The sequence below is a fragment of the Neisseria sp. HMSC070F02 genome (assembly GCF_001814225.1).
Lineage (GTDB): Bacteria > Pseudomonadota > Gammaproteobacteria > Burkholderiales > Neisseriaceae > Neisseria > Neisseria meningitidis.
The window spans coordinates 1-3,299 of sequence record NZ_KV815425.1 but is presented as its reverse complement, the minus strand read 5'-3'; the positions used below and the strand labels follow the sequence as shown (position 1 = coordinate 3,299).

The following is a 3,299-nucleotide window of genomic DNA, read 5'->3' as shown; positions in this document are numbered from 1 at the left end:
CAAAGTTGAGTATTGTACTATTTTGTTTTTAATTGACTATGCAACAAAAAATAGCAAACCCCGGCAATCAAAATGCCGTCTGAAGCGTTATTCGGCTTTCAGACGGCATTTTTGTATTTAAAGCCGGGTAACGCTCAATACGCCTTTGACGTCGCCGAGGCTGGCGAGGACGCGCGGGAGGTCGTTGACCTGTTTGACTTCGAGCGTGAACCGCATACTGGCTTCCAAGTCGCGGGACTGGGTTTGCACGGCGGTAACGTTGAGTTTGTGGCGGGCGAGCGCGTCGGATACGTCGCGCAAAAGCCCGGAGCGGTCTTGGGCGCGGATTTCGATATCGACGGCGAACACTTGTCCTTCCTGCAACGCCGCCCAACTTGCGTCCAGTACTTTTTCGGGCGCGTGTTCGGCGAGGTGTCGGAAAGAGGGGCAGGTTTTGCGGTGTACCGAAATGCCGCGATCGCGGGTAACGAAGCCGACAATGTCGTCGGGCGGCGCGGGTTTGCAGCATTTGGCAAGCGTGGTCATCAGACCGTCTTCGCCGTCGATGAGCACGCCGTTTTTGCCGCCTTTTTTGATTTTGGACTGTTTGACGATGGTGGTTTCGCTGACGGGTACGGGCGGCGGTTCGTTCAGCGTGCCGCAGGCTTTTTGGATGGCGCGGTTGGAAATTTCGCCTTGTCCGACGGCGGTGTAGAGGTCTTCTGGCTTTTTGTAGCCGAGATTTTCGGCAAGCTCTTGCAGGTTGGGTTTGGGCGTGAGTTTGGCAAGCTGTTTGTCGAGTTGGACGCGGCCTTCTTCGCGCACGGTGTCGGCGTTTTGCTGGCGGATGTAGGCGCGGATTTTGCCGATTGCCTTGTTGGATTTGACCCAGCCTTCGTAAAGCCAGTTGACGGAAGGATGCCCTTCTTTGGCGGTAATGATTTCGACACGCTGTCCGTTTTCGAGCGGGGTGGACAGCGGCACAATCTGCCCTTCGACTTTCGCACCGCGGCAACGGTCGCCGATGCTGCTGTGTAAGGCGTAGGCGAAGTCGATGGGGGTTGCGCCCGTGGGCAGGGAGAGGACTTTGCCGTGCGGGGTCAGGACGTAAATCGTGTCGTTGAAAAGCTCGGTTTTGAAGGCGGCGGCGAGGTCTTCCTTGCCGCTTTCCGCCATGTTTTCACGCCAGTCCAGGAGTTGGCGCAACCAGGCGATTTTTTGTTCGTAGGCTGAATCGCCTTTGCCGCCCTCTTTATAACGCCAGTGGGCGGCGACACCGAATTCGTTGAATTGGTGCATATCGAAGGTGCGGATTTGTACTTCCACGCCTTTGTCTTCCGGGCCGACAATGACGGTGTGCAAACTTTTATAGCCGTTGCCTTTGGGGTTGGCGATATAGTCGTCGAACTCGCCGGGGATGGGCTGCCAGAGACTGTGGACGATACCCAGTGTGGTGTAACACTCGGGGACGGTATCAACCAGAATCCGCACGGCGCGGATGTCGAACAGACCGTCGAAGCTGAGTTTTTTCTTCACCATTTTTTTGTAAATGGAGTAGATGTGTTTCGGACGGCCGGCGACTTCAAAGTGGATATTGTATTTTTTGAGTTCCGTACGCAGGATATTGAGGAAGTTTTCGATGTATTCGAGGCGTTCGGTACGTTTTTCGTCCAAAAGCAGCGCGATTTCGCGGTATTTTTCGGGTTCTTGATGGCGGAAGCCGAGGTCTTCGAGCTGCCATTTGAGCTGCCACACGCCCAAGCGGTTGGCGAGCGGGGCGAAGATGTCGAGGGTTTCTTTGGCGACGGCGCGTTTTTCGGGGTTGTCGGGGACGTTGCTTAAAAATTGCAGGGTGCGCGTACGCATCGCCAGTTTGATTAACACGACGCGGATGTCGGTAACCATCGCCAGCAGCATTTTCCGCATAGTTTCGGCCTGCTGGGCGCGTTCTTCCGGCGTGGCGAGGCTGTCCACGCGGGCGAAGTGGGTAAGTTTCTGCACTTCGTCCACACCTTTGACCAGCTCGGCGACGGTGCTGTTGCAGCGTTCGGAAACCAAGAGATTCCAGTCGGGGACGTAGCGTCCGATGTCGGCAAGCAGGGTGGCGGCGACGGCATCGGGCAGCAGGTCGAGTTCATGGACCATTTGCGCCGCACCGAGGAAGTGGTCGGACAACGGCTCGCCATACGGCGTGGCGGCATCGGCGGGGTAATGTTCCTGCGCCAGTGAACGGGCGGCTAAGACAAGTTTTTTATCGTTGTCCGGCAGCGCGGCGCAGTAGCTGTCGAACCATTCGCGCAATTCTTGCGGGGTCGCGCTTTGCGTGTCTTGAATCGGGCTAATGGCGGTCATGATTGGGTCTTCCGTTCCGATAAAAACGAGTTTATTGTAACAGCTTATTTATTTACGGTGCATAGGCGGGAAGATAAACTTGTTTCGGGCGGCGCGGGGTGTTAAGGTAGCCGGTACCGACAGGTTGACGAGGAATATTTTGATGAAACTGTATATTTACGACCATTGCCCGTTTTGCGTTCGTGCGCGGATGGCTGCCGGGCTGTTTGGCGCGGACGTTGAAGAAGCCGTGCTGGCAAACGACGACGAGGCAACGCCGATCGGTATGATTGGCGCGAAACAAGTGCCCGTCCTGCAAAAAGAAGACGGTTCGTTTATGGGCGAGAGTTTGGACATTGTGCGGCATTTCGACCGCGAAGGCCGTCTGAAAGACGAAGTCCGCCCCGAGATACAGGCGTGGTTGGACAAGGTGGACGGATACAACAACAAACTGGTGCAGCCGCGCGTAATCAAAATCGGGCTGCCCGAGTTCGCTACTGCCGAAGCGGTTAAATATTTCACGGACAAAAAAGAGAAAAGCATCGGCAGCTTTTCCGCCAATTTGAATAAAACCGCCCAATACCTCGAACGGATAAACGCAGATTTGCAAGAGTTGGAAAATTTGATGGACGGTGCTTCAGACGGCATCAACGGCGGAATCGGTATGGAGGATATTTTGGTTTTCCCCGTTTTGAGGAATCTGACCGTGGTGCGCGGCATCGAATGGCCCCAAAAGGTGATGGGTTATTTGATGACGATGAGTGAAAAATCGGGCGTGCCGCTTTATTTTGACAGGGCATTGTAAAAGTGGCTGTTATTAACTGACAGATGAAGGAGGTTCTACCCTATTTGAGGTAAACTCTATTTACCATTGGCCGAAATACCAGTGCTTATCTCCAAGACGACCTTCCCAATCCCTTTTGCCTCTTAAAAAGAAGTGACTAGTGTGTAAAGTTATAGTTCCTTTTATAGCTTTCCAATAAAATTAA

The 3,299-nt window shown here is 54.1% G+C and carries 2 protein-coding genes; one reads left to right on the top strand and one right to left on the bottom strand.

Annotated features, from left to right (window positions below):
* Positions 1-117: 117 nt before the first annotated feature.
* Positions 118-2,331, bottom strand: coding sequence for a RelA/SpoT family protein (locus HMPREF2959_RS05400; protein WP_002243789.1), 2,214 nt, complete (start codon positions 2,329-2,331; stop codon positions 118-120).
* Between the two features lie 142 nt (positions 2,332-2,473).
* Here HMPREF2959_RS05400 and HMPREF2959_RS05395 point away from each other — a divergent pair, with 142 nt between their 5' ends.
* Positions 2,474-3,115 carry a GrxB family glutaredoxin gene (locus tag HMPREF2959_RS05395; protein WP_083314142.1) on the top strand — a complete coding sequence of 214 codons (642 nt, stop codon included), beginning with the start codon at positions 2,474-2,476 and terminating at the stop codon, positions 3,113-3,115.
* The last annotated feature ends 184 nt before the right edge of the window (positions 3,116-3,299 follow it).